Consider the following 3,153-nt stretch of genomic DNA (forward strand, 5'->3'; position numbering starts at 1 on the left):
TTTTTACCGCCGATTAAATTGACTCTTTCAAACCCAGAAATTTTGATTTGCTCAAAACACCTAAAATTTTGGATTTCTATTTCTTTAAGCATGACCGCCTCTTTTGAATGTACAAATCCTAAATCACCGTTGATTTATGCTAAGATTAATTCTCTCTTAGTTGTTTTACATCATCCGCAACAAGCAACGAACGTCATGCAGAATATAGGCCTCTTTGAAGTCATTGAACGCGATCCAACCAAGGTGAGTGGTGCATGGGTATTTCGGGGAACGCGCGTACCTGTTGCCGCCTTTTTCGAGAACATTAAAGATGGGGCCTCTATTGACCAGTTTCTCGAATGGTTTCCGGGAGTAACTCGCGCCCAAGTTGAGGTGCTACTCGATCGCGCCCTAGCCTCAATAACGCAGATGGCGCAGGCATGAAGATATCGATTAACCCGCAAGTCCGCCGGGGGTTGAAAACCCCCGTCTCATAGCGAAAGTCCTCTAAAAGAGGACTGAAACGCCAATTAAATAAACCACTTAATTCCTAATTTCAAATCTCAAATCTCCAATCTCAAATCAATAATTCCCAATCTAACATCTAAAATCTCAAATCGATAGTCAGTTTCAACTGACTTTTGCTATGAGACAGGGGTTTTCAACCCCTGGCGGACTCGCGGACTAACGACAGATATCTCATAGCAACTAAAAAAGCCCTCAATTTCTGAGGACTTTCTTTTCAGACAGCGATCGCACCTATCCCGGTGCACCCGATCGCACAGTTTGTTCTGCCGTCGCCCCCGGATCAGTCGTTTCCTGCGGCGGTTCCGGCGAAACCGGGCCCGCGTGCGGCCACTTCCAGTCGCGGATTTCCGGCATATCATCCCCGTGCTCGGTGATATACTGCCTGTGTTCGATCAGCTTGTCACGAATAGCTTGTTTGCCGTAAGCTGCGACAGAACTCAGTTTCGGAACGCGATCGAGTACATCTCCAACTAAATGGAATCTATCGAGGTCATTAACCACCACCATATCAAACGGCGTCGTAGTCGTTCCCTCTTCCTTGTAACCCCGAACGTGAATATTCGAGTGATTCGTCCGGCGGTAAGCCAATCGGTGAATCAGCCAAGGATAGCCGTGAAAAGCAAAAATAACCGGCTTATCTTTCGTGAACAAAGCATCAAAATCCTTATCAGACAAACCGTGGGGATGTTCTGTCGAAGGCTGAAGAGTCATCAAATCCACCACATTAACCACCCGCACTTTTAAATCCGGATAATCTCGGCGGAGAATGTCAACAGCAGCCAAAGTTTCCAGCGTCGGAACATCACCCGCGCAAGCCATCACCACATCCGGTTCGCCACCTTTATCGTTGCTGGCCCACTCCCAAATACCGATGCCGGCCGTACAGTGTTTAATCGCAGCATCCATATCCAAATACTGCAATGCCGGCTGCTTCCCTGCAATAATCACGTTGACATAGTGGCGGCTGCGGAGACAGTGATCCGTTACTGACAGCAAAGTGTTCGCATCCGGCGGCAAATAAACCCGCACAACCTCGGCTTTCTTGTTAATTACGTGGTCGATAAAACCCGGATCTTGGTGAGAAAAACCGTTGTGGTCTTGCCGCCAAACGTGAGAAGTTAGCAGGTAGTTGAGAGAGGCGATCGGTCGGCGCCAAGGAATGTCGTTAGTAGTTTTCAACCACTTGGCGTGTTGGTTGAACATCGAATCGATGATGTGAATAAACGCCTCGTAGCAAGAGAAAAAGCCGTGGCGTCCCGTCAGCAAATAGCCTTCCAGCCATCCCTGACATAGATGTTCGCTGAGGACTTCCATCACCCGGCCGTCGGGGGAGATGTGGTCGTCTTCGGGCAAAATTTCGCCCGCCCACACCCGGTCCGTCACTTCAAACACCGGATCGAGCCGGTTTGAGGCCGTCTCGTCGGGCCCGACAATGCGGAAATTGGCGTTTTCCTGATTCAGTTTCATCACCTCTCGCAGGAAGCGGCCGCAAACGCGGGTTGCTTCTGCCATTACAGTGCCCGGTTTTTGCACGTCAACGGCATAGTCTTCAAATTCCGGCATTTTCAAGTCTCGCAGCAGCCGGCCGCCGTTAGCGTGGGGATTTGCCCCCATGCGCCGATCGCCCTTGGGTGCGAGTTCCGCCAATTCGGAAATTAACTTGCCCTTTTCGTCGAAAAGTTCTTCCGGCTTATAGCTTTTCATCCAATCTTCCAGGAGTTGGACGTGTCCCGGCTTAGAAGCCATTTCCGAAAGAGGGACTTGGTGCGATCGCCAATAATCCTCAGTTTTCTTACCGTCAACTTCCTTCGGCCCCGTCCAGCCTTTGGGAGTTTTCATCACAATCATCGGCCACTGGGGACGGCCCGAATAGCCCTGGGTCCGGGCTTTTTCCTGAATCGCCTTAATTTCGCCGATCGCGGTATCGAGAGTTGCAGCCATCAATTGGTGCATCGTTTCCGGGTCTGAACCTTCCACCCAATAAGGTTTGTAGCCGTAACCGACCATCAAACTTTCCAATTCCTCGCGCGGAATGCGGGCCAACAGCGTTGGATTGGCAATTTTGTAGCCGTTCAAGTGCAGAATCGGCAACACGGCCCCGTCCCGAACCGGGTTGAGAAACTTGTTAGAGTGCCAGCTAGCAGCTAGCGGGCCGGTTTCCGCTTCCCCGTCGCCGACAACAGCCGCCACAATCAAATCGGGATTGTCGAAGGCCGCCCCGTAAGCGTGAACCAGGGCGTAGCCGAGTTCGCCGCCTTCGTGAATCGAACCGGGGGTTTCTGGGGCGACGTGGCTGGGGATACCGCCGGGAAACGAGAACTGTTTGAACAGCCGTTTTATACCCTCTTCATCTTCGGAAATGTTCGAGTAATATTCGGTATAAGTGCCTTCGAGATAGGTGTTGGCGACCAAGCCCGGCCCGCCGTGTCCGGGGCCTGCGATGTAGATGGTGTTGAGGTCTTGGGCTTTGATGATGCGGTTGAGGTGAACGTAGATGAAGTTGAGGCCTGGAGTGGTACCCCAATGTCCGAGGAGTCTGGGTTTGACGTGTTCGATTTTGAGGGGTTCTTTGAGTAGGGGGTTGTCGAGGAGATAGATTTGTCCGACGGATAGGTAGTTTGCCGCCCGCCAGTAGGCGTTCATTTT

The 3,153-nt window shown here is 51.3% G+C and carries 2 protein-coding genes; one reads left to right on the forward strand and one right to left on the reverse strand.

The window, feature by feature from the left end:
• On the forward strand, positions 1 to 423 hold a 423-nt coding region (locus tag QUA45_RS23705; protein WP_333222273.1), incomplete at its 5' end, for a DUF433 domain-containing protein.
• Between the two features lie 315 nt (positions 424 to 738).
• On the opposite strand, the gene QUA45_RS23710 is transcribed toward QUA45_RS23705, so the two are convergent.
• Positions 739 to 3,153, reverse strand: a 2,415-nt coding sequence (locus tag QUA45_RS23710; protein ID WP_333222274.1) for a phosphoketolase family protein, incomplete at its 5' end; no start/stop codon positions are given.

The sequence above is a fragment of the Microcoleus sp. Pol12A5 genome, assembly GCF_036701435.1.
Taxonomy (GTDB): domain Bacteria; phylum Cyanobacteriota; class Cyanobacteriia; order Cyanobacteriales; family Microcoleaceae; genus Microcoleus.